15 protein-coding genes are annotated in these 21,779 nt (G+C 74.7%); 9 read left to right on the top strand and 6 right to left on the bottom strand.

From position 1 onward, the window contains the following. Position 1 precedes the first annotated feature (1 nt). The gene (locus tag ABD363_RS29095) at positions 2 to 1,594 is read left to right on the top strand and encodes a hypothetical protein (RefSeq protein ID WP_344608901.1); all 1,593 of its coding nucleotides are present in this window, start codon (positions 2 to 4) and stop codon (positions 1,592 to 1,594) included. Positions 1,595 to 1,637: 43 nt separating this feature from the next. Here ABD363_RS29095 and ABD363_RS29090 read toward each other — a convergent pair whose 3' ends face one another. Further along, positions 1,638 to 2,051 carry an organic hydroperoxide resistance protein gene (locus ABD363_RS29090; protein ID WP_344608899.1) on the bottom strand — a complete coding sequence of 138 codons (414 nt, stop codon included), beginning with the start codon at positions 2,049 to 2,051 and terminating at the stop codon, positions 1,638 to 1,640. Positions 2,052 to 2,207: 156 nt separating this feature from the next. Here ABD363_RS29090 and ABD363_RS29085 point away from each other — a divergent pair, with 156 nt between their 5' ends. From ABD363_RS29085 to galE, 3 genes are all read left to right on the top strand, one after another. Then, on the top strand, positions 2,208 to 2,675 hold the full coding sequence (locus ABD363_RS29085) for a MarR family winged helix-turn-helix transcriptional regulator (RefSeq protein WP_344608897.1): 468 nt from the start codon (positions 2,208 to 2,210) through the stop codon (positions 2,673 to 2,675). 146 nt (positions 2,676 to 2,821) lie between these two features. Continuing rightward, positions 2,822 to 4,450, top strand: a complete 1,629-nt coding sequence (locus tag ABD363_RS29080; protein ID WP_344608895.1) for a glycosyltransferase — start codon at positions 2,822 to 2,824, stop codon at positions 4,448 to 4,450. A 115-nt stretch (positions 4,451 to 4,565) separates the two neighbouring features. Further along, positions 4,566 to 5,546 (top strand): UDP-glucose 4-epimerase GalE, encoded by a 981-nt coding sequence (gene galE, locus ABD363_RS29075; protein ID WP_344608893.1) that lies wholly within the window; start codon positions 4,566 to 4,568, stop codon positions 5,544 to 5,546. A gap of 263 nt (positions 5,547 to 5,809) precedes the next feature. Here the strand turns inward: galE and ABD363_RS29070 are convergent, their stop codons facing one another. After that, the gene (locus ABD363_RS29070; protein ID WP_344608891.1) at positions 5,810 to 6,448 is read right to left on the bottom strand and encodes a TetR/AcrR family transcriptional regulator; all 639 of its coding nucleotides are present in this window, start codon (positions 6,446 to 6,448) and stop codon (positions 5,810 to 5,812) included. 200 nt (positions 6,449 to 6,648) lie between these two features. Between ABD363_RS29070 and ABD363_RS29065 the strand changes: the two genes are divergently transcribed. The 4 genes from ABD363_RS29065 (at position 6,649) to ABD363_RS29050 (ending at position 12,356) form a co-directional block, all read left to right on the top strand. Beyond that, the gene (locus ABD363_RS29065) at positions 6,649 to 7,569 is read left to right on the top strand and encodes an ABC transporter permease (RefSeq protein ID WP_344608889.1); all 921 of its coding nucleotides are present in this window, start codon (positions 6,649 to 6,651) and stop codon (positions 7,567 to 7,569) included. Then, positions 7,562 to 8,413, top strand: coding sequence for an ABC transporter ATP-binding protein (locus ABD363_RS29060; RefSeq protein WP_344608887.1), 852 nt, complete (start codon positions 7,562 to 7,564; stop codon positions 8,411 to 8,413). The genes ABD363_RS29065 and ABD363_RS29060 overlap by 8 nt, the downstream gene beginning before the upstream one ends. Positions 8,414 to 8,493: 80 nt before the next feature. After that, positions 8,494 to 10,695: a CDP-glycerol glycerophosphotransferase family protein gene (locus ABD363_RS29055; protein WP_344608885.1), complete on the top strand. Its 2,202-nt coding sequence runs from the start codon at positions 8,494 to 8,496 to the stop codon at positions 10,693 to 10,695. Then, positions 10,692 to 12,356: a glycosyltransferase gene (locus ABD363_RS29050; RefSeq protein WP_344608883.1), complete on the top strand. Its 1,665-nt coding sequence runs from the start codon at positions 10,692 to 10,694 to the stop codon at positions 12,354 to 12,356. The genes ABD363_RS29055 and ABD363_RS29050 overlap by 4 nt, the downstream gene beginning before the upstream one ends. A 22-nt stretch (positions 12,357 to 12,378) precedes the next feature. Here the strand turns inward: ABD363_RS29050 and ABD363_RS29045 are convergent, their stop codons facing one another. Both ABD363_RS29045 and ABD363_RS29040 read right to left on the bottom strand, forming a co-directional pair. Beyond that, a complete protein-coding gene (locus ABD363_RS29045; protein WP_344608881.1) occupies positions 12,379 to 13,863 on the bottom strand; it encodes a hypothetical protein in 1,485 nt (494 codons plus the stop codon). Between the two features lie 80 nt (positions 13,864 to 13,943). After that, positions 13,944 to 18,899, bottom strand: a complete 4,956-nt coding sequence (locus ABD363_RS29040; protein ID WP_344608879.1) for an NAD-glutamate dehydrogenase — start codon at positions 18,897 to 18,899, stop codon at positions 13,944 to 13,946. A gap of 600 nt (positions 18,900 to 19,499) precedes the next feature. Between ABD363_RS29040 and ABD363_RS29035 the strand changes: the two genes are divergently transcribed. Continuing rightward, positions 19,500 to 20,066: a DJ-1/PfpI family protein gene (locus ABD363_RS29035; RefSeq protein ID WP_344608877.1), complete on the top strand. Its 567-nt coding sequence runs from the start codon at positions 19,500 to 19,502 to the stop codon at positions 20,064 to 20,066. Between the two features lie 43 nt (positions 20,067 to 20,109). Here ABD363_RS29035 and ABD363_RS29030 read toward each other — a convergent pair whose 3' ends face one another. Then, positions 20,110 to 20,775: an HAD family hydrolase gene (locus tag ABD363_RS29030; protein ID WP_344608875.1), complete on the bottom strand. Its 666-nt coding sequence runs from the start codon at positions 20,773 to 20,775 to the stop codon at positions 20,110 to 20,112. 39 nt (positions 20,776 to 20,814) lie between these two features. Beyond that, positions 20,815 to 21,330 (bottom strand): DUF6912 family protein, encoded by a 516-nt coding sequence (locus ABD363_RS29025; RefSeq protein ID WP_344608873.1) that lies wholly within the window; start codon positions 21,328 to 21,330, stop codon positions 20,815 to 20,817. Positions 21,331 to 21,779: the final 449 nt, after the last annotated feature.

The raw sequence follows: 21,779 nt of genomic DNA, 5'->3' as shown, positions 1-21,779 counted from the left end.
GGTGAGCGCCGGAGTCCTCGTCCGGCGGACCGTGCGCGGCGGCGCGGCGCCGCACGCCAACCGTCGCCGGCGCCCCACCCCGTACCAGGTCGCCGGCCCGCTGTTCTGGCTGGTGGTGTCGCTGGCGTACTGGCGGGTGCCGTTGTGCTGCGACGCCGGCCAGCACGCGGCGGTCGTCGAGCGCCTGGCGGCGGACCTCCTCGACCCGCGCCATCCGACGGCCGACCTGCCGGGCGCGGGCAGCCCCTACTACTCGCCGTACGCCGTCGCGCAGGGCGTGGTCGCGCGGCTGACCGGGCTGGGCGGCTGGGAGGTGGTCCGGCTCGCCGGTCCCGTCAACCTGCTGGTGCTGCTGACCGGCGTCGGCCGCTTCGTGCGCGTGCTGACGCCGCGCCCGTGGGCCCCGGTGCTCGCGCCGGCGGCGATGGCGCTGCTGTGGGGCACCGAGCGGGCCTGGTGGAGCGGCTACCTCGGGCTGATGTCGATGACCGGCAACCTCGCCTACCCGTCGACGTTCGCGATCGGCCTGTCCTTCTGGGCCTGGGCGCTGACGGGGGCGCGGGCCCGGCGGGGCTCCTCCCCGCCCGGGGGCGGCGGGGGATCCGCGGGCCCGGGGCCCGGGCGGCGCGCCGGGCCGGGCGGGCTGCCGCGCCCGGCCGGGTACGCGGGGCTGGGCGTGCTGTACGGGCTGATCCTGCTGGTGCACCCGATCACCTCGGTGGCGGCGGCGCTGGGCGCGGTGGCCCTCGTCGCCGGGTGGCAGCGCGGGTGGCGGCCGGCCGTGGCGGGGCGGTGGGCGCTGACGGGGCTCGCGGCGCCGGCGGCCGCGGCGTGGTGGCCGTACTTCGACGTGCTGGCCCTCGCCGGGGACCGCAGCGTGGACGCGATGCACCGGCGGCTGTACCTGCACCTGGGCGGGCAGTTCTGGCTGGCGCTGCTGGGGCTGCCGGCGCTGTGGCTGCGTCTGCGCCGCTCGGCGCGGGACCCGCTGGTGCTGATGTTCGCCCTGGAGTGCCTGGTGGTGGCGTACGGCTGGGTCAGCGGCCACTACACCTACGGCAGGATCCTCGGGCTCACGCTGGTGCCGCCGCAGTTCGCGCTCGCGGTGGAGCTGGCCCGGCCCCGGCCGTGGGGGCCGCGGCGCCGGCTGCTGGGCGCGGCCGCGGCGGCGGGCGCCTGCCTGGGCTTCCTCACCGTGCACGCGGGGGCGGTGGTGCCGCGCCCGCTGGATCCGGTGGGGTTCGCGCAGCCGCCGCGGTGGCCGGCGTACGGGTGGGCCGCGCGGCACATCGGGCCCGGCGAGGTGGTGATCACCGACGGCTACTACGCCGTCCACGCGATCGCCGGGTACGGCCCGAACCTCGCCGCGCCCGCCTGGCCGGACCCGGCCCTGGACGAGCGGGAGCGGCGGCGCCGGCTCGCCGATGTGCGCGCCTTCCTGGCCCCGGGCTCGACCCGCGCCGAGCGCGCCGCCGTCGTCCGCCGCTACCACGTGCGGTGGCTGCTGCTGACCCGCTGGCGGCCGGTGCCCGAGGAGGCCGTGGTGGTCGCGCGGAACGGGCGGACGGGGGAGGTGCTGGCGCGGATCGGGTGACCGGGCGGGAGGGCGGCGCCGGGCGCCGCCCGCCCGGCGCCGCCTACTCGACGACGAGGTCGACCGGGATGTTGCCGCGGGTGGCGTTGGAGTAGGGGCAGACCTGGTGGGCCTGCTCGACCAGCTTGCGGCCGGTCGCCTCGTCCACGGTGCCGGGCAGCTCGACGCGCAGGGTGACGGCGAGCCCGAAGCCCTCGCCCTGCTTGCCTATGCCGACCTCGGCGGTCACCGCGGCGTCGCTGACGTCGACCTTCGCCTGCCGGCCGACGAGGGCGAGGGCGCTGGCGAAGCAGGCGGAGTAGCCGGCGGCGAAGAGCTGCTCGGGGTTGGTGCCCTGGCCGGTGCCGCCCATCTCCACGGGGACGGCCAGCTGGAGGTCGAGGCGGCCGTCGGAGGAGACGGCGCGGCCCTCGCGGCCGTGGGTGGCGGTGGCGGCGGCGGTGTAGAGCGCGTCCATGGAAGATCCATCCCTTTCTGGGGTCCGGAAGCCGGGAGGCGGCGGGGTCGTGGCGGCCGGCCCGTCCCGGAGGGGGCCGGGCCGGCGCACGACCTTGAGTAGAGCACACAATTAAATTGCACGCAACTAAATAGCGGGAGGGACTACCCTGGACGCATGAGCACGCCCACGGCGGACTGGCTCCGCCTCGACCAGCAGATCTGCTTCTCACTGAACGCCGCCTCGCGCGCCTTCGGCGGCGTCTACCGCGTGATCCTCAAGGACCTCGGGCTCACCTATCCGCAGTATCTGGTGATGCTGGTGCTGTGGGAGCACGGCGAGCTGCCCGTGAAGAAGCTGGGCGAGCACCTGCGCCTGGACTCCGGCACGCTGTCGCCGCTGCTGAAGCGGCTGGAGGCGGCCGGCCTGGTCCGGCGCGAGCGCAGCACGCGCGACGAGCGGTCGGTGCAGGTGCGGCTGACCGAGGAGGGCGCCGCGCTGCGCGGGCGGGCGCTCGAGGTGCCGCGCCGGATCGCCGCCGCGACCGGCTTCGACCTCGACGAGATCCGCGAGCTGCGGGCCCGCCTCGACCGGCTCACCACCGCCCTGGACGCGGCGGCGGCGGAGGAGGAAGCGGGCCGCTAGGCCCCGCCGTCACGGCTCCCGCCCGCCGGGCCGCGCGGCCGTCGCGCCCGCCGCGGGTCCGGTTTCACGCTCTTCGCTCGGCTTTGCCGCCGATCGACCGTGTGTAAGCACTTTCATCGTGTTCACCCGGCTTACGATCCGCCGTGATGAACGCCGCACCCCCCGCCGCACCGGAGCACCACGGCCTCCCCCGGGTCGCCGTCGTCGTGATCGGGTACGACGACGCCGGTCACGTGGCGGACGCCGTGCGCTCGGCGCTGGCCCAGGGCCCGGCCGTCCGCGAGGTCGTCGCCGTCGACGACGGCTCGACCGACGGCAGCGCGGACCTGCTGGCCCGCCTGGCCCGGAGCGAGCCGCGCCTGCGGGTGGTCCGGCGCCGGGTCAACAGCGGCGGCTGCGGCAGCCCGCGCAACACCGGCCTCGCCACGGTGACCTCGCCGTACGTGATGTTCCTGGACAGCGACGACGTGCTGCCGCCCGGCGCGGCGGACGCGCTGCTGACGGCGGCGGAGGCGGAGCGCGCGGAGGTCGCGAGCGGGCTGTGCGTACGCCGTGAGCTGCCCTCGGGACGCGAGGTGCCGTGGGAGGGACGCCTGTACGCGCAGCGCGCCGTGATCACGGACCCGGCGCGGGTCCCGCGTCTGGTCCACGACACGCTCTGCGTCAACAAGCTCTACCGCACCGGCTTCCTGCGCGCGCACGGCATCCGCTTCCCCGAGGGCCGCTTCCCCTACGAGGACGTCGTCTTCACCGCGCGCGTGCTGGCCGCCGGGCCGCGCATCGTCCTGGTCCCGGACCGGGTCTACACGTGGCACGTGCGCCGGTCCGCCGCGCGGCTGTCGATCTCGCTGGACCGCGCGGACATCGGCAACTGGCAGGCCCGCACCCAGGCGTGCCGGCAGGCGCACGCGATCCTGCTGGGCGCCGGGCGGAAGGAGCTGGCGCGGGCGGCGCGCGCCAAGTTCCTCGACCACGACCTGCGCATGTACGTGCGCGAGCTGGGCCTGCGCGACGCGCGCTACCAGCGTGCGTGGTGGGCGCACACGCGGGCGTGCCTCGCGGAGTACGACGCGGCCGACTGGGCGCGCGACCCGGCCGCGCCGGGCCGCCTCGCCGCCCGGGTCGTCCTCGCCTGTCCCGAACCGCGCGACCTGCCCCGCCTGACGGAGCTGGCGGCCCGCCCGGCCCGGCTGCTCCCGCCGTACGCCCGCGCCCCCGACTCCACGCCCGTCTGGTCGGACGACCTGCCCCACCTCGGCCTGGAGCCGCTGCTCACCCGCCCGGTGCCGCTGCTGCCTCTGGCCGTCGACGCGGAACTGCGCCCGCGCGCCCGTGCCGCCCGCCTCCGGCTGCGCCTGCACGAGCTGTACGGCCGCCTCGCGCCGGCCGGACCGGAGGCGGTGGAGGTGGAGTGGCGGCACCGGGAGAGCGACCGCGCCGGGCCGCGCCGTACCGCGCCCCTCGCACCGTCCGCCGGGGACACCTGGTCGGCCGAGACGACGGTGGACCCGGCCGGCCTGGCCGCGCTCGGGACCGGCACCTGGGACCTGCGCCTGCGCGTGCGCTTCCGCGACGGAACGCATCGCGAGGTCACGGCGCACGCGCTCACGGGCGCCGGGCGGATGCGCCCTCGCGCCGTCCCGAGCGCCCGGCACGGCGTGGTACTCGTACAGCCGTACGCGACGCACTCGGGCGCGTTTGCGGTGCGCCTGGCGCGCGGCGTGCGCGGTGTCGCGTCGGTGGCCCGCAGAAGACTCCGCCGCCTGCTTCACTGACAGTCGACCGGACCGGACGGAGCGAGGCCGACAGCCGACCGGACCGGGCGGAGCGACCGGGCCGGGCGGGTCCGGACCAGCGACCACGGGCCAACTGACGAGGGGACGGCCGCACATGACCTGGCTGATCACCGGCGGCGCCGGCTACATCGGGGCGCACGTCGTACGCGCGATGACCGAGGCGGGCGAGCGGACGGTGGTGTACGACGACCTGTCCACCGGGATCGCCGAGCGCCTGCCGGACGGGGTGCCCCTGGTGGTCGGCTCGACCCTGGACGGCGAACGGGTCCGGCGCACCCTGGCCGGCCACCGCGTCACCGGTGTCGTCCACCTCGCGGCGAAGAAGCAGGTGGGCGAGTCGGTGGAGCTGCCGCTGCACTACTACCGGGAGAACGTCGAGGGCCTGCGGGTCCTGCTGGAGGCGGTGGCGGCGGCCGGCGTGCCCGCCTTCGTGTTCTCGTCCTCGGCGGCGGTGTACGGCATGCCGGACGTGGACCTGGTGACGGAGGAGACGCCGTGCGCGCCCATGTCGCCGTACGGCGAGACCAAGCTGGCGGGCGAGTGGCTGGTGCGCGCGACGGGCCGGGCGACGGGCCTGTCCACCGCCTGTCTGCGCTACTTCAACGTGGCGGGCGCGGCGTGCCCGGAGCTGGCCGACGTCGGCGTCTCCAACCTGATCCCCATGGTGTTCGAGAGGCTGACGGAGAACGCGCCCCCGCGCATCTTCGGCGACGACTACCCGACCCCGGACGGCACCTGCGTGCGGGACTACATCCACGTGGTGGACCTGGCCGAGGCCCACGTCGCGGCGGCCCGCGCGCTGCGCTCCGCCCCCGGCCTCGCCCTCACCCTCAACATCGGCCGCGGCGAGGGCGTCTCCGTCCGCGAGATGATCGACCGCATCAACGCCGTCACCGGCCACGGCCGCCCCCCTGCCATCGCCCCGCGCCGCCCCGGCGACCCGGCCCGCGTCGTCGCCGCCGCCGACCGCGCCGCCGCCGAACTGGGCTGGAAGGCCAAGCACGACGTCCAGGACATGATCACGTCGGCGTGGGAAGGCTGGGTGCGGCTGCATCCGGAGGCGGCCCGCGGCTGACCGGGCCCTCCCGGCGGGACCGGCCGCCCCCGCCGGCCGTCCGGACACGCGGACACGCGGACACGCGGACACGCCGGAACGGCCGGCATCCCGCGGCGGGCCGGGTGCCGGGGGAGCCCCGCGTCACGGGCCGGCGCCCCGGCGCCCCGCCCCCGCTCACGCGCCCGGCCACGCCCCGCCGGGATCCACGGCCGGCTCCCCGGCGGGGGCCGGCCCCGTCCGGCCGCGCCGGACGCCGGGGCGCCCGCTCGCCGGCGTCCGTCTCACAGCGCCCTGAGCGCCTCCGTCGTGGCCCGTGCCAGCGCCGCCAGGTAGCCCTTCGGCAGCCCGGGGCTGCGGATCACCACCGAGCGCCAGTACAGCGGCCCCGAGATCAGGTCGAGGGCCAGCTCCTCGTCGATGCCGGACCGCACCTCGCCGCGCCGCTCCGCCGCCGCCACGATGCCGCTGGCCACGCCTTCCTGCCCCTCCCGCAGGGCCTTCCGCAGGGCCTCGGCGATGTCCGGGTTGCGGGCCGCCTCGGCCTGGAGGTCGGGGATGACCTGCGAGGCGACCGGGTGGCGCAGGGCGCGGGCCGTCACCTCGTACAGCAGCCGCAGGTCGCCCTCCAGCGAGCCGGTGTCCGGCGCGGGCAGGCCCTGTGCCGCGACCGCCGAGACCAGGTCGAGCACCAGGTGCAGCTTGGAGCGCCAGCGGCGGTACACCGCCGTCTTGCCCACGCCCGCCCGGCGCGCGATGCCCTCGATGGACATGCGCGCGTAGCCGACGGCCGCGAGCTCCTCGAAGACGGCCGCCCGGATGGCCTGCGTCACGTCCTCCCGGAGCACGGCCGCCCCGGCGGGCGTCCGGCGGCGCGGACGCGGCTGGGGCTCGTCGGCGTTCGTCGTCATGCGGACCAGCATAGGCGTTACGACGGAACGGTTGCGTTCCGACGCTCCTGGCCCTACGCTCACGTTGCGACGATACGGTGCCGTCCCGACGTAGGAGAACGTGGGGAGTCACGCGGGGGAACAGCGGACGACATCCGGCCCACCGGCCCCCCGCAGGCCGCCACGCTCACCCACCCCACCCCCACCCCCACCCCCGAACGAAAGCAGCGGATGTGAGTCAGGTCCTCCACACACCGCCCCCGACCCGACGGGCCCCGGCCGACGACGACCTCGCGGCGCTCGCCGCCCGCCACGGTCTGTCGGTCAGCGGGGCCCGCCCCTCCCTGCCCGAGTACGTGCGCCGGCTGTGGGCGCGCCGCCACTTCATCGCCGCCTTCGCCACCGCCAAGCTCACCGCGCAGTACAGCCAGGCGAAACTGGGCCAGGTCTGGCAGGTGATGACGCCGCTGCTGAACGCGGCGGTGTACTACCTCGTCTTCGGCGTGCTGCTGCAGACCAAGGAGGGCGTGCCGGACTACGTCCCGTTCCTGGTGACGGGCGTGTTCATCTGGACGTTCACCCAGAGCTCGATCATGGCCGGCACCCGCGCGATCTCCGGCAACCTCGGCCTGGTCCGGGCCCTGCACTTCCCGCGCGCCGCGCTGCCGCTGTCCTTCTGCCTCCAGCAGCTGCAGCAGCTGCTGTTCTCGATGGCGGCCCTGGTCGTCATCCTGCTCGCCTTCGGCGTGCCCCCGGCCGCCTCCTGGGTGCTGGCGGTTCCGGCCCTGGCGCTCCAGTTCACCTTCAACGCGGGCGTGTCGATGATCATGGCCCGGGTGGGTGCCAGGACCCCGGACGTCGCCCAGCTGATGCCGTTCGTGCTGCGCACGTGGATGTACGTCTCGGGCGTGATGTGGAGCATCGACCACCTGCTCAGCGAGCGCGACGGCCTGCCGTCCTGGGTCGGCCCGGTGCTCCAGGCGAACCCGGCCGCCGTCTACATCGACCTGATGCGCTTCGCGCTGATCGACAGCTTCCACGCGAGCCGGCTCCCGGAGCACGTGTGGGCGACCGCCACCGGCTGGGCGCTGCTCGCCGGCGTCGGCGGCTTCATCTACTTCTGGAAGGCTGAGGAGACGTACGGCCGTGGCTGACCACACGCGTCCCGCGCAGGAGAGGGTCCCCACCGTCATCGCCGACGGCGTGGACATCGTCTACCGGGTCAACGGCACCGGGGCCGGCCGCGGCTCCGCGACCGCCGCCCTCAACCGCATCCTGCGCCGCGGGCGGGCCGAGAAGGCGGCGGGCGTGCGCCGGGTGCACGCGGTGCGCAACGTGTCCTTCGTGGCGTACAGGGGCGAGGCGATCGGGCTGATCGGCACCAACGGCTCGGGCAAGTCGACCCTGCTGAAGGCCGTCGCCGGGCTCCTCCCGGTGGAGAACGGCCGGATCTACACGGACGGCCAGCCGTCCCTGCTCGGCGTGAACGCCGCGCTGATGAACGACCTGACCGGCGAGCGCAACGTCCACCTCGGCGGCCTGGCGATGGGCATGTCCCGGGAACAGATCAAGGAGCGCTACCAGGAGATCGTCGACTTCTCCGGCATCAACGACAAGGGCGACTTCATCACCCTGCCGATGCGCACCTACTCCTCCGGCATGGCGGCCCGCCTGCGCTTCTCCATCGCCGCCGCCAAGGACCACGACGTCCTGCTCGTCGACGAGGCGCTGGCCACCGGCGACCGCTCCTTCCAGAAGCGCTCCGAGGCCCGCATCCGCGAGCTGCGCAAGCGCGCGGGCACGGTGTTCCTGGTCAGCCACAACAACAAGTCGATCCGCGACACCTGCGACCGGGTGCTGTGGCTGGAGCGCGGCGAGCTGCGCATGGACGGCCCGACGGACGAGGTCCTGAAGGAGTACGAGGCGTTCACCGGCGCCACGGCCAAGGCGGCCGGACCCGGGCCGAAGTCCGGGCCGAAGGCGCCCCTTCCCTCCTGAGGCGCAACAGCGCCCCCTCTTTCACCCGGTTGATGCCACTATGACCAGATGAGGTGTGCCGAGGTGAAGGAGTCCCCGCGATGCCCGAGACCCCCGTACTCAGCGTCGTCGTCCACGGCCCGAACACCCAGGACCATCTGACCGGGCTCCTCGACTCCCTGGCCGCCCACCCCCTCGCGGGCACCGAGGTGATCGTGGCCGCGGTCGGCGACTGGGCCCGGGAGACGGCCGAGCGGCACACCCCCGCCTTCCAGGTGCTGCCCCTGCCGGACGGCACCGGCGACGCGGCGGCCCGGGCGGCGGGGGCGGCCCGGGCCGCGGGCCGCTGGCTGCACTTCGTGCACGCCAAGGACGGGCTGCCCGCGGGCGCCCCGCGCACGATCGCCGAGCGGGCCGCCGAGCTGCCCGAGCCGGTCGACGTCCTCCTGGTGGACCACGTCCGCAGCACCTGGCGGGCGTCCGGGCTGCCCTCCCCCGACGGCACCCTCCTCGCCCGCGCGGGCCGCGCCGACCTCGCCCTCGACGACTGCGTGCCGCTGCTGCGCCTGACCCCGCTGCTCGGCAACCGCGTCCTGCGCGCGGACTTCTGGCGGGCCCACCGGGGGCGGCTCGACACGGACGACGAGCCGTTCGCGGCGTACGCGGCCCTGCTGCTGGCCGGCCGGGTCGCCTGCCTGCCGCACATCGCCTTCGAGGACCGCCGGCTGCGGCCCCAGAGCCTCCCCCCGGTCACCCCCGAGCAGCGCTACGCCCTCGTCGACCGCTACGAGACCCTCCTCGACCTGGCCCGCGACCGCCCGGCCGCCCACGCCGTCCTGTACGACCTGATGGTCCGCGACTGCCTGCGCACCTTCGCCCGCGCCGGCCTGCCCGCCCCGGTCGCACGGGAGTTCTTCCGGCGGGCGTCCCTGGCGGCCCTGCGCCGCCGCCCCGAGGGCCACCACCGCCCCGCCGGGCTGGACGGCATCCGCCGGCAGCTGCTGGAGGAGGGCGCCTACGGCAGGTACCGCGCGCTCCAGGCCGCCAACCGCGCCCGCCGCACCGCCAGGTCGGCCGTGCGGACCCAGGGGCAGCGGGTCGGCGCCCGGCTCCGCGACCACCGGTACCGCAGGGCGCTCGGCCGCCCGGTCGACCCCGCTCTGGCCGTGTTCTCCGCCTACTGGAACCGCGGCGTGGCCTGCAACCCGGCCGCGATCGCCGCCGAGCTCGCCCGGCTGGCCCCGTGGATCCGCCCGGTGTGGGTGGTGACCCCGCGGAACGCGGCCCTGCTGCCGCCCGGCACCGACCACGTCCTGCCCGGCACCCGCCGCTACTGGGAGGTGCTGGCGACCGCCAAGTACCTGGTCAACAACGTCAACTTCCCCGACGCGGTGGTCAAGCGCCCCGACGCGGTCCACGTCCAGACCCACCACGGCACCCCGCTCAAGCGGATGGGCCTGGACCAGATGCCGTTCCCGGCGGCCGCGCGGGGCCTGGACTTCCGCGCCCTGCTGGAGCGCATCGACAAGTGGGACTACAGCCTCTCCGCCAACAGCCACACCACCCGGATGTGGGAGCGGGCCTACCCGTCCCGTTTCGTCTCCCTCGACTACGGCTATCCGCGCAACGACGTCTACTACACGGCCGGCGCCGCGGACGTCCGCGCGGTCCGCGACCGGCTCGGCGTCGCGCCGGGCCGCCGGGCGGTGCTGTACGCGCCCACGCACCGCGACTACGAGGCCGGCTGGACCCCGCGCCTGGACCTCGCCGCGCTCGCCGACCGCCTCGGCGAGGGGACGGTCCTGCTGGTGCGCGGCCACTACTTCTACGACGGCGCCGCCTCCCCCCTGACCGGTCTGCGCCGCGCCGGCCGCGTCGTGGACGTCTCGCCCTACGAGCCGGTCGAGGAGCTCTGCCTGGCCGCCGACGCCCTGGTCACCGACTACTCGTCGATCATGTTCGACTACGCCAACCTCGACCGCCCGATCGTGGTCTACGCCGACGACTGGGAGACGTACCGCACCACCCGGGGCGTCTACTTCGACCTCATGGCCGAGCCGCCGGGCCGCGTCGCCCGCACCCAGGAGGAGCTGACGGAGATCCTCGCCACCGACGCCTGGCGCGACGAGGGCGCGGCGAAGGCGCGGGCCGCCTTCCGGCGCCGGTTCTGCGAGTACGACGACGGGCGCGCCGCCGAGCGCGTCGTGCGCCGGGTCTTCCTCGGCGAGGACGAGGGGGCGCTGCCGCCGGTCCTGCCGCTCGGGGAACGCACGCCGGCGCCCCGGCCCGAGGAGGCCGTATGACCCCCGACGTCACCGTGACGGTCATCGTCCACGACGACGCCGCACGCCTGCCCCGCGCGGTCGCCTCCGTCCGCCGCCAGACCCACGCGGACATCGAGATCGTCATCAGCGACGACCACTCGACGGACGAGACCCCGCGGATCGCGCGGGAGCTGGCGGCCGCGGACGCCCGCATCCGCCACCTGCGGCTGCCGGAGAACAGCGGCGGGTGCGGCGCCCCGCGCAACCGCGCCGTGGAGATCTCCCGGGCGCCGTACCTGATGTTCCTCGACAGCGACGACGAACTGCCCGAACGGGCCGTGGAGGTGCTGCTGGCCGCCCACCGCGAGCGGGACGTCGACTTCGCGATGGGCGCGGTGCAGCGGGTGCGGGTGGACGACGGCCGGCGCTCCACCTGGATGCCGCACCTGGTGGCCGAGCGCCGCACGCTGGACGGCATCGGGGCCGATCCGCGGCTGTTCTTCGAGCACCTGGCGACGAGCAAGATGTACGCCCGCGCCTTCCTCGACCGGCACCGGCTGCGCTTCCCGGAGGGCATCCACTACGAGGACCAGCTGTTCTCGGCGCAGGCGTACTGCCTGGCGAAGGCGTTCACGATCGTCCCGGAGCCGGTGTACCGCTGGTACGTGGCGCCGTACGCGGCCGGTGACGCCGCCTCCATCTCCAACCAGCGGCACAAGCCGGCCAACGTCCGCGACCGCGTCCACGTCCAGCGCCTCATCGACGACTTCCTGGCCCGCAGCGGGCACGAGTCGCTGCGCGAGCACAAGGACTACAAGTTCCTCAAGCACGACTTCCGGATGTACGCCGGGGACCTGCCCCACCGGGACGAGGAGTGGCTGGCGTCCTTCGCGGACATCGTGAACCCGTACCTGGCGACGCTGGCGCCGGGCGCGTACGCCCGGCTGCCGCGCGCCGAACGGGTCGTGCTGCAGCTGGTCCGCGACCGGCGCCTGGCCGAGGCGCGGCTGGCGGCCCGCGGGCTGGGCCACGGCGTGGCGCCGCGGACGGTGACGACGGACGCGGACGGCCGGGCCTACTGGGGCGACCGGGTGCCGGACACGCCCGAGGCCCGCCGTGAGCTCGACGTCACCGACCTGGAGCTGGATACCCGCCCCTTCCCCGGCGCCCTGTTCCGGCACGAGATCACGGAACTCACCCGGGGCCCGGGCGCCTCGGCCGACCTGACCGTGCGGACGTACGACCCGGCCCTGCGCCTGCCGGTCGGCCCGCAGCGCGCCACCCTGCTGCTCGCCCCCGGGCGGCACCGCCTGACGGTCCCGTTCCGGCTCTGCCCGGTGCGCCCCGGCGTCTTCGAGGGCCGCGTCCACCTCGACCTGGCGGCCGCCCGGCTCCCCCTGGAGGGCTTCGACGGCGTGCGCCACCCGCTGCTGCGCCTCACCCACCAGGGCCTGAGCAACACCGGCCTGCTGCTGGCGCCGCTCGGCTTCCCGCCGTTCACCACCCGCGTCGACCGCCGTCTCGGCGCGGCCCCGCACCAGGTCACCGTCGAACTGGAGGGCCACGGCCCGGGCCGCCTCCAGGTGCGGTGGCGGCCGGTGGGGGTGACGGCGCGGGTGGTACGGCCGGTGGTGCGGCGGCTCGCGGCGCGGCCGGGGGTGCGCGGCGCCGTGCGGCTGGTGGCGAGCGCGCTGCGGTGAGCCGGCGTGCCGCGGCGGCGCCTCACCGGACCCGGTACAGCACCTGCCCGCCCGGCCCCCGCGCCACCGCCCGCAGCCCGTCCCTGCGCGGCCCCGCCCCCCGGTCCACCACCCACCGCACCCCGTACTCCCGCACGATGTCCCGGCGCACGGCCTCGGGCGTGCCGGCCGCGAAGTACCGCCGTACGGCCTCCCGCCGGCGTTCCTCGTCCGGCAGGAAGAAGTCGGGGTAGCCGGGGGCGACGGTGTAGGCGCCGTACGCGGGGATCTGCCGGGCCGGCAGGGTGCGGGCCATGACGACGTCCCCGTACCTCACCCAGGGCGTGATCCAGTGGTATCCCGTCCACGGCGTCCGGTACCGGGCCGCGACCGGCTCCGGCAGCGCGCCCCGCCCGACGACGTACCCCACCGTCCCGGCCTGCGCCCACGTCCCCACCGCCAGCGCCCCGGAAAGGGCGCACGCCCAGCCGGCGCGCACCGCCCGCCGCCCGGCCCGCACCGGCTCCAGGGCCGCGGCGAGCTGCGCCGGCAGCAGCGCGGCGGGCAGCGCGCGCCCCCACGAGTAGTGGCCGCTCAGCCCGCCCGCCGCGAACACCAGCGCGCCCAGCGCGAAGAAGAGCACCAGCACGTCCCGGTGGTCGCGCCGCCACCGCGGCACCAGCGCGGCCACCCCGAGCAGCACCAGCCAGTACCGCCCGGGCAGGTCCCGGTACAGGGGCCGGTGCACCGGCTCCAGGCTCCCCCCGGCGCCCAGCAGCGCGAAGAAGTCGTAGTACGGCCACCACCACAGGGCCACCAGCCCTGTCGCAAGCCCGGCGCCGAGCCGCGCCCACACCGCCGGCCCGGCCCGGGCCGCGAGCACCGCGGCGAGCGCGCCCAGCGAGGCGACGACCCCCGAGAACTGGTGGCAGAGCAGGATCACCGCCCACAGCGCCCCGAGCCCGGGCCAGGTCCCCCGCCCGGCCGGGCCGCGCAGCGCCCGCGCCAGCCACGCCCAGAGGTGGAAGGCGAGCCCGAGGGCGCACACGCTGGGGTAGGACACCGTCAGCGCGAGGGAGTTGAGTCCGAGGAAACCGCTCCAGTTGAGCGGGACCGTCCCCCACAGCAGCACCAGGCCGAGCAGCGCGAGCGGGGGCGCGGCCCGGTGCGCGCTCAGCGTCCGCACGTACCGCCACACGCCCGTGACCAGCAGCGCCAGCCCGGCCAGGGCGCCGACGCGCAGCACGACGAAGACCGACAGCCCGCTGAGCCGGGCGAGGCAGCCGAGCAGCAGCGTCCACGGCGAGTAGTACGGGCTCGGCGTGTCCGCGTCGACCAGCGGGTTGCCGGGGTCGGCGAGGCGGTGCCGCAGGCGTTCCACGGTCGCCGCGTGCATGCCGAGGTCGCCCGCCCAGGGCAGCCGGACGATCACCAGCAGGAGCAGGGCGAGGACGAGCGCGGCGGCCGCCCCGGGGACGGCCGCCGCGCGCGGCACCACCGCGCGCGGCGCCCCGGAGCGTTCCCTCACGCGAAAACTTTATCCGGAATGTCCGAATGGCGAGGCGCCCCGGGCCGTCGTGGCCCGGGGCGCCTCGTGCGCGGCCGGCGTTACGAGTGGCTCCGCAGCAGCGTCCGCATCGTGCGCATCGCCACCGACAGGTTGGCGAGGTCGAAGGAGTCCGAGGACTGGATCTCCACCAGCGTGGCGCGGGCCCGGCTCAGGATCGCCGCGTTCCGCCCCTCCCACACCTCGAAGCGCTGCTCGGGCGTCGAGGTGCCGTCGCCCGCCGACAGGACGTCGGCGGTGAGCGCCGCGTGCGCCGCGTACAGGTCCTCGCGGATCGCCGCGCGGGCCATGGACTGCCAGCGGTCGGCGCGGGGCAGCTCGCTGATGCGGTCCATCAGCTGGGTGATGCGCAGCCGGTCGGCGAGGTCGTAGTAGACCTCGGCGACGTCCAGCGGCTCCTTGCCCATGCGGTCGGCCACCGAGACGATGTCGAGCGTCGGGAAGGCGGAGGAGAACCCGGCCACCCGGGTGGCCAGCTCGTCCGGGACCCCGGCGCCGGTCAGCTCGTCGTGGATCTTCTGGTACCACTCCAGGTCCGCGCCGCGCAGCAGCTTCGGCAGCTGGGACCAGACCTGCTCGACGCGGTCGGCGAAGAAGTCGACCGTCTCCGCCAGCTCCAGGGGCTGCGGCCGGTTGTTGAGCAGCCAGCGCGTGCCGCGCTCCACCAGGCGGCGCGAGTGCAGCCGGATACGGGTCTGGACGGTGGCCTCGACCCGGTTGTCCAGGGCCTCCACCGCGTCCCACACCGGGTAGGCGCGGAAGATCGCGCGGGCCGCGGTCTGCGCCCGGACGATCTCCTCCAGCGACGCGCCGGTCTCCTCGCGCAGACGGTGCAGATAGGTCGTGCCGCCCGTGTTGACGGTGTCGTTGACCAGGACCGTCGTGGTGATCTCCCGGCGCAGCGGGTGGGTGTCGATGCGCTCGGGGAACCGCTCGCGCAGCGCGGTCGGGAAGTACGCGTGCAGCAGGCCCTTCAGGTACGGGTCGTCGGGCAGCGAGGTGCGCAGCAGCTCCTCGGCGACCGTGATCTTGGTGTACGCCAGCAGGACGGCCGTCTCCGGGCCGGTCAGGCCCTGCCCGGCGGAGAGCCGCTCGCGGATCTGGCGGTCGCTGGGCAGGAACTCCAGCGCCCGGTCGAGGTGGCCCTCGCGCACCAGGTGCTTCATGAAGCGCTGCTGGGCGTGGAGCATGTCCTTGGACTGGGCCAGCGCGTTGGCCAGCGCCGTGTTCTGCGCGTAGTTGTTGCGCAGCACCAGCCGGCCGACCTCGTCGGTCATCTCGGCGAGCAGCTTGTTGCGCTGCTTGACCGTCAGGTCGCCGTCCGCGACCAGGCCGTTGAGCAGGATCTTGATGTTCACCTCGTGGTCGGAGGTGTCCACGCCGGCGCTGTTGTCGATGGCGTCGGTGTTGATCCGGCCGCCGTGCAGCGCGAACTCGATCCGGCCGAGCTGGGTCAGGCCCAGGTTGCCGCCCTCGCCGACGACCTTGACGCGCAGGTCCCGGCCGTCGACGCGGATGGCGTCGTTGGCCTTGTCGCCGACGTCGCCGTGGGACTCGGCGGAGGCCTTGACGTAGGTGCCGATGCCGCCGTTCCACAGCAGGTCCACCGGCGCCTTGAGGATGGCCTTCATCAGGTCGGCCGGGGTCATCTTGGTGACCTTGTCCTCGATGCCGAGGGCCTCGCGGATGTGCGCGTTGACGGGGACGGACTTGGCCGTCCGCGGGAACACGCCCCCGCCGGGGGACAGCAGGCCGGTGTCGTAGTCGGCCCAGCTGGAGCGCGGCAGCTCGAACAGGCGGCGGCGCTCGGCGTAGGAGACGGCCGCGTCCGGCTTGGGGTCGATGAAGATGTGCCGGTGGTCGAAGGCGGCGACCAGGCGGATGTGCTCGCTGAGCAGCATGCCGTTGCCGAACACGTCGCCGGACATGTCGCCGATGCCGACGACCGTGAAGTCCTGGCTCTGGGTGTCCACGCCCAGCTCCCGGAAGTGCCGCTTGACGGACTCCCAGGCGCCGCGGGCGGTGATGCCCATGCCCTTGTGGTCGTAGCCGGCGGACCCGCCGGAGGCGAAGGCGTCGCCGAGCCAGAAATCGTACTTCTGCGCGACCTCGTTGGCGATGTCGGAGAAGGTGGCGGTGCCCTTGTCGGCGGCGACGACGAGGTAGGTGTCGTCCCCGTCGTGGCGCACCACGCCCGGCGGCGGCACGACCTCGCCGGCCACCATGTTGTCGGTGATGTCGAGCAGCGCCGAGATGAACGTCCGGTAGCTGGCGACGCCCTCCGCCAGCCACGCGTCGCGGTCCGCGGACGGGTCCGGGAGCTGCTTGGCGACGAAGCCGCCCTTGGCGCCGACCGGCACGATGACGGTGTTCTTCACCATCTGCGCCTTGACCAGGCCGAGGATCTCGGTGCGGAAGTCCTCGCGCCGGTCGGACCAGCGCAGGCCGCCGCGCGCGACCTTGCCGAAGCGCAGGTGCACGCCCTCCACGCGGGGCGAGTACACCCAGATCTCGAACGCCGGGCGGGGCGCCGGCAGGTCGGGGATCGCCTGCGGGTCGAACTTCATGGCGACGTAGTCGTGCGGCCGGCCGTCGCTCTCCGTCTGGAAGAAGTTGGTGCGCAGGGTCGCCTTGATGACGGTGAGGAAGGACCTCAGGATCCGGTCCTCGTCGAGGCTGGCGACCTGGTCGAGGGCCGCGTCGAGCTCTTCGAGGAGGGCGTCGACGATCTCGCGTCCGGCGCTCTGCCGGTCCGGCGACATGCGCGCCTCGAACAGGGAGACGAGCAGGCGCGTGGTGTGGACGTTGTTGCGGAGGGTGTCCTCCATGTAGTCCTGGCTGAAGGTGGACCCGGCCTGGCGCAGGTACTTGGCGTACGCCCTGAGCACCATCGCCTGCCGCCACGTCAGGCCCGCGCTGAGCACGAGGGCGTTGAAGCCGTCGTTCTCCGCCTTGCCGGTCCAGGTGGCGGCGAACGCGTCCTGGAAGCGCTCGCGCGCGTCGTCGCCGAAGTGGTCGCCGCCGCTCTGCGACCGGGGCAGGCGCAGACCGAAGTCGTAGATCCAGGCGATGCCGCGGCCCGCGCAGCGCAGCTCGTACGGCCGCTCGTCGACCACCTCGACGCCGAGCCGGTTGAGCACCGGCAGGACGGCGGACAGGGAGATGGCGTCGCCCTTGCGGTAGATCTTGAAGCGGCGCTCCTCGGGCGCGGCGCCCACCGGCTCGTAGAGGCTGAGCGCGAAGTCCCGGCCGTCCCCGGCGTCGCCGAGCTGTTCGAGGTGGACGAGGTCGGCGACCGCGCTGCGCGGGCTGTGGTCGGCCTTGTAGCCCTCGGGGAAGGCGTTGCCGTACGCCCGCGTCAGCTCCGCGGAACGCTCCTCGCCGAACTCGGCGTTCAGCGCCTCGGCGAACCCGTCCGCCCAGGAGCGGGCGGCCTCGACGAGGCGGGCCTCGATGCGCTCCTTGTCGGCGTCGGACAGCTCCGGCAGTTCGGTGCCCTGTGGGACGCGGACCACGAAGTGCAGCCGGGACAGGATCGACTCGGTGTTCCAGGCGGTGAAGTCGACGCTGATGCCGCCGAGTTCCTCCTTCAGGATGTCGATGATCCGCAGGCGCACGCCGGTGGTGTAGCGGTCGCGCGGCAGGTAGACGAGGGCGGAGTAGTAGCGCCCGTACTCGTCCTGGCGCAGGTAGAGGCGGAGCCTGCGCCGCTCCTGCAGGTAGAGGACGGAGGTGACGATGGCCTGCAGCTCGTCGACCGGGGTCTGGAACAGCTCGTCGCGCGGGTACGTCTCCAGGATCTGCAGCAGGTCCCGCCCGTCGTGGCTGTTGGGCGAGAACCCGGCGCGCTCCAGCACCTCCTCCACCTTGCGCCGGATGACCGGGACGCGGCGCACGGACTCGGTGTACGCCGCGGAGGAGAACAGGCCGAGGAAGCGCCGCTCGCCGACGACGTTGCCCTGCTCGTCGAACTTCTTGACGCCGATGTAGTCCAGGTACGACGGCCGGTGCACGGTCGCCCGGCTGTTGGCCTTGGTCAGGATCAGCAGCTTGTGCTCGCGGGCCTTGGCGCGGGCGTCGGCCGGCAGCCGCTCGAAGGACGGGCTGACGGGGTGGCCCGCGTCGTCGGCGTGGTGCGGGTCCGCACGCAGTATGCCGAGGCCGGTGCCGGGGACGGCGGCGAGGGAGTCGTCGCCGCGCAGCTGGTACTCGCGGTAGCCGAGGAAGGTGAAGTGGTCGTCGGCCAGCCAGCGCAGCAGCTCGCGGGCCTCCTCGACCTGCGGCGCGGGCAGGTCCTCGGGGAGGGGTTCGCCGGGCAGCCCCTCGGCCAGCCGGGTCGCCGCGTCCCGCATCTTGCCCCAGTCCTCGACGGCCTCGCGGACGTCGGACAGCACGCGCAGCAGGTCGGCGGTGATCTGCTTCAGGTCGGCGCGGTCGGTCTCGCGGTCGATCTCGACGTGGATCCAGGACTCGACGTGCGCGTCGTGCGGGAGGTCGCCGGTGCGCTGGGGGGCGAGCACCTCGACGAGCTTGCCGGTGACGTCGCGCCGGACCACGAACTGCGGGTGGATGACGACGTGGATGCCGCGCCCCTGCCGGGTGAGCTCGTTGGTCACGGAGTCGACGAGGAACGGCATGTCGTCGGTGACCACCTCGACGATCGTGTGGCTGCACGTCCAGCCGTTCTCCTCCACGGTCGGGGTGTGCACCCGCACGCTGGCCGTGCCCTGCGGGCGGTTCTCGGCCAGCCGGTAGTGCGAGACGGCGGCTCCGAAGACGTCGACCGGGTCACGGCCGGTGAGGTCCTCCGGGGCGGTGTGCAGGTAGTAGCGCTGGAGGAACGAGAGCACGGACTCGCTGTCCGGGGTGCTCGGGGTGTCCGGGGTGCCCTCGCTCGTCGTCCCGGTCGGTAGGTGTCCCCCGACCGGACTGTTCTCAGCTACCCGGGCGGCCCGATCGAGCAGCTCGGCCTTTGCTTCGTCCAGCTTGGTCTGCATTGTCCTCTGGCTCCTGTCGCGCGCCGTTGCGTGACGTAGAAGGAAGTACGGTCTCCTGCCCTCCGACGCGACGCCGTGACGCGGGGTGTCCGGTCTGCTTCGACGCTATGCCGCAAGGTGAGAGGGGCGGGGGCGTATGAGCCATTTTTGAGCTGCTCCATCGGTGTGACGCCGCTCTCCGTGACGCCGCGCCCCGAGGAGTGCCCGGCGTCCCGGGGCCTCTCGGCGCCCCGCCCCGCCCGCGAGGATCAGCGGCCGCCGCCCGGTCACGGACGCGGTCCGTGTCCACCGGGCGCAGGGCAGGGGCGCCGATGCCCCCGCGAGCTATCGCGCTGATCACGCCACCAAGGCTATCGCTCCCCCCAGGGGGCCCGTCATGAGCCGTATGTGTACAAAACCGAGGGGGGAAGTTTGACGTTCTGCACAGTGCGGCGGGGCGTCCGGGTCACCGGGTGCGGCCGTCGCACCGGGGACGGGCGTCCTCCGCGCCGCGCCCGGGGGCGGCGGGGCCACCGCCGGGGGGCCGCGCCGGGACGGCCGCGGACGACATGGCCTGCCCGCCCCCTTGGCACGGCCGCCGTCAGGGGGCACGGTGCCGCTATGACCGTGAAAATCCTCATCGTCACCGGCGACGCGGCGGAGTCCCTGGAAGTCCTCTACCCCTACCAGCGCCTGCGCGAGGAGGGCTACGACGTCCACGTCGCGGCCCCCGCCCGCAAGAAGCTCCGGTTCGTCGTCCACGACTTCGAGCCCGGCTTCGACACCTACACCGAGAAACCCGGCTACACCTGGGACGCCGACCTCGCCTTCTCCGAGGTGGATCCCGGCCGGTACGCCGCCGTCGTCGTCCCCGGCGGACGCGCCCCCGAGTACCTGCGCAACGACCCCGACCTCCGCAGGATCCTCACGTCCTTCCTCGACGCCGACAAACCGGTCGCGCAGATCTGCCACGGCCCCCTGCTCACCGCGGCGGTCGACGGCCTGCGCGGCCGCCGCGTCACGGCGTACCCCGCGCTGGAGCCGGACATGCGGGCCGCCGGTGCCCGCTTCCAGGACGCCGAGGCGGTGGTCGACGGCACGCTGGTCTCCTCCCGCGCCTGGCCGGACCACTCCGCCTGGATGCGCGAGTTCCTGAGGGTGCTGCGCGCCAAGGCACCGGCGACCTGACCGTGCGCCCCCGGTGCGGCGCTCCTCCGGGCGCCGCACCGGTTCAGGCGGCCAGCCGCTCCGCCTGGGCGACCGCCTCCTCCAGGGTGTCCACCACCGGTACGCCCACCGCTTCGAGACTGGCCCGGCTGTGCGAACCACCGGTGTAGAGCACGGCCCGTGCCCCCACGTGCCGCGCCGCGACCGCGTCGTCGGCGGCGTCCCCGATCACCACCGTGCGCTCCGGGTCCACGGCGGCGAGCGCCTTCAGGTGCCGCACCATGTGCTCGGCCTTGCTGCCGCCCGAGGGCCCCGTCCGCCCGTCGACGCGCACGAAGTGCGCCTCGATCCCGAAGCCCCTCACCAGCGGGACGAGGTCGTCGTGCCCGTACATGCTGAGGATGGACTGGCTGTGCCCCGCCGACCGCCACCCCGCCAGCAGCTCCGGCGCGCCCTCGGTGAGCCCGCACCTCACCCGGTGCTCGGCGTAGTACCGGTGGAAGACGCCGTCCATCAGCTCCCACTCGGCGTCGGTCGGCAGCCGTCCCAGCAGCCGCTCGTAGAACTTCGGCACCGGCACGCAGTACAGCTCCCGGTACCGCTCCAGCGTCAGCGGCTCCAGGCCCAGCTCGGCGAAGGCCGCGTTCGTCGCGCCGATGATCGCGTCGTTGTCGTGGAACAGCGTGCCGTTCCAGTCCCAGACGATGTGCGCCCCAGTCAGCTTCCCCATGCCCAAGACCGTACCCGCCGCCGCCGACGGCCGGGCGGCTCAGCCGCCGAGTCCCACCAGGTTCGGGATCTCCTGCGTGGCGTACCACAGCAGCTCGTGGTCCTCGGCCCCGTCCACGACGAACTGCGCGTCGTCGTCCCCGCCGTCCGCCGCCGGAAGCGCCTCGGCGGCCGCCGTCACGTCCGCCTCCGCGTCCGCCGCGTCGACGTGCACCGAGGCCGCCTTGGCCAGCGGCACGGTCCCGGCGACCCGTACCTCGCCGAGCGCCGCCGGGTCCAGTCCCCGGTCCGGGTCGGCGCTCGCCGCACGGTCGGGTACGTCGACGGCGACCACGACCCGGCGCCGGGGCGCCGCGGGATCCGCCGCCAGCAGCCGCAGCGAGGCCAGCGCGGCCCGGCTGAGCGCCGCGTACTCCAGTTCCTCGATGTCGTCGGAGAGGTACCACTCGCGCAGCCCGGGCGTGACGGCGTACGCGACGAGCGGTCCGGCCCCCAGCTCACCCGTCTTGTACGCCTCGGCGAGACCGGGGAGGGTCAGAGGGACGTAGACGCGCATGGCTGGCCGCTTTCGTGGTCGGAGGGCTCCGCGGTGACCCCCGGAAGGGCGGTGCCGCACCTCCCGGAGGGCCTTCAGGATACGTGCGGGTGTCCCCTTTCGGGTCCCCGCCCGGCCCTCCGGACACGTCCACCTCCGGCCGCAACCTCACCCGGTGCGCCCCCGCCGGGACGCGGTTCCCCGCCGCCCGGGTCGCCCGGATAGGTGAATGCCGCGGGCGCTCCGGCCCGCGGCCCGGCTCCTTGCCGCCGCCCGCCACGACCCCGTACAAGATCACCGACCGCGAAGTTACCGCCCGGTATGAAACGGGCCCGCCGAACGGGGATCCCATGAACAAGGTCATGACCAGGACGGCCCCCCGTCCCGCCCCCCACCCGCACGACCCCTCCGCCGCCCGCCCGCCCCCGGCCGGCCGACGAGCCGATCGCCGTCATCGGACTGAGCGGCCG

The organism is Streptomyces glaucus, from assembly GCF_039533365.1.
GTDB classification, from domain to species: Bacteria; Actinomycetota; Actinomycetes; order Streptomycetales; family Streptomycetaceae; genus Streptomyces; species Streptomyces glaucus.
The sequence above is the reverse complement of the archived record's forward strand: the minus strand, read 5'-3'. Positions and strand labels throughout refer to the sequence as shown.

Excerpts from the sequence above, each read along its gene's own strand:
- ABD363_RS29035 (WP_344608877.1), top strand. The coding sequence starts at position 19,500 with ATGACCGTGAAAATCCTCATCGTCACCGGCGACGCGGCGGAGTCCCTG.
- galE (WP_344608893.1), top strand. The coding sequence starts at position 4,566 with ATGACCTGGCTGATCACCGGCGGCGCCGGCTACATCGGGGCGCACGTC.
- ABD363_RS29040 (WP_344608879.1), bottom strand. The coding sequence starts at position 18,899 with ATGCAGACCAAGCTGGACGAAGCAAAGGCCGAGCTGCTCGATCGGGCC.
- ABD363_RS29030 (WP_344608875.1), bottom strand. The coding sequence starts at position 20,775 with ATGGGGAAGCTGACTGGGGCGCACATCGTCTGGGACTGGAACGGCACG.
- ABD363_RS29025 (WP_344608873.1), bottom strand. The coding sequence starts at position 21,330 with ATGCGCGTCTACGTCCCTCTGACCCTCCCCGGTCTCGCCGAGGCGTAC.
- ABD363_RS29050 (WP_344608883.1), top strand. The coding sequence starts at position 10,692 with ATGACCCCCGACGTCACCGTGACGGTCATCGTCCACGACGACGCCGCA.
- ABD363_RS29070 (WP_344608891.1), bottom strand. The coding sequence starts at position 6,448 with ATGCTGGTCCGCATGACGACGAACGCCGACGAGCCCCAGCCGCGTCCG.
- ABD363_RS29085 (WP_344608897.1), top strand. The coding sequence starts at position 2,208 with ATGAGCACGCCCACGGCGGACTGGCTCCGCCTCGACCAGCAGATCTGC.
- ABD363_RS29090 (WP_344608899.1), bottom strand. The coding sequence starts at position 2,051 with ATGGACGCGCTCTACACCGCCGCCGCCACCGCCACCCACGGCCGCGAG.
- ABD363_RS29080 (WP_344608895.1), top strand. The coding sequence starts at position 2,822 with ATGAACGCCGCACCCCCCGCCGCACCGGAGCACCACGGCCTCCCCCGG.
- ABD363_RS29055 (WP_344608885.1), top strand. The coding sequence starts at position 8,494 with ATGCCCGAGACCCCCGTACTCAGCGTCGTCGTCCACGGCCCGAACACC.